Source organism: Nonomuraea aridisoli, assembly GCF_003236395.1.
Lineage (GTDB): Bacteria > Actinomycetota > Actinomycetes > Streptosporangiales > Streptosporangiaceae > Nonomuraea > Nonomuraea aridisoli.
In genome coordinates this window covers 1-381 of the sequence record NZ_POUD01000720.1, presented here as the reverse complement: position 1 = coordinate 381, position 381 = coordinate 1, and the positions used below count along the sequence as shown (strand labels likewise).

At 67.7% G+C, this 381-nt stretch carries 1 protein-coding gene; it reads left to right on the top strand.

The window, feature by feature from the left end; all coding sequences use genetic code 11:
• The first annotated feature begins 3 nt into the window (after nt 1-3).
• Nucleotides 4-162 carry a helix-turn-helix domain-containing protein gene (locus tag C1J01_RS54455; RefSeq protein ID WP_500048310.1) on the top strand — a complete coding sequence of 53 codons (159 nt, stop codon included), beginning with the start codon at nt 4-6 and terminating at the stop codon, nt 160-162.
• Nucleotides 163-381 lie beyond the last annotated feature (219 nt).

Here is a 381-nt window from a genome sequence, read left to right as displayed (position 1 = left end):
CATCTGGCCCAGGTACGGCTGCGGCATGCATTGACGCTGCTGGAAACCACCGCCTTGCCCATCGCCGAGATTGCCGCACGCACCGGCTACTACGACCAGAGCGCCCTCACGCGCCACCTCAAGGCCGCACACGGCGTCACGCCCGCAGCGGTGCGCCGCTAACCCGGGCCATTTCCGTTTTTGCCAAAGCGCAGCCGTCTTCGCCAAGACGCGCGACACGCGCACGCGCAGAGTGCCGGTTCGATTGATCTTTTCGGACAGGCGCTCCATGGCTGTTGGCGACACCTCCACTGCAACGCAGCTTCATCACGGTCAGCACGACGCGCGGCGCGACCACCTCACGGGCATCGGCTACGGCGTCGCGGCCGGGGCGCTGTGGGG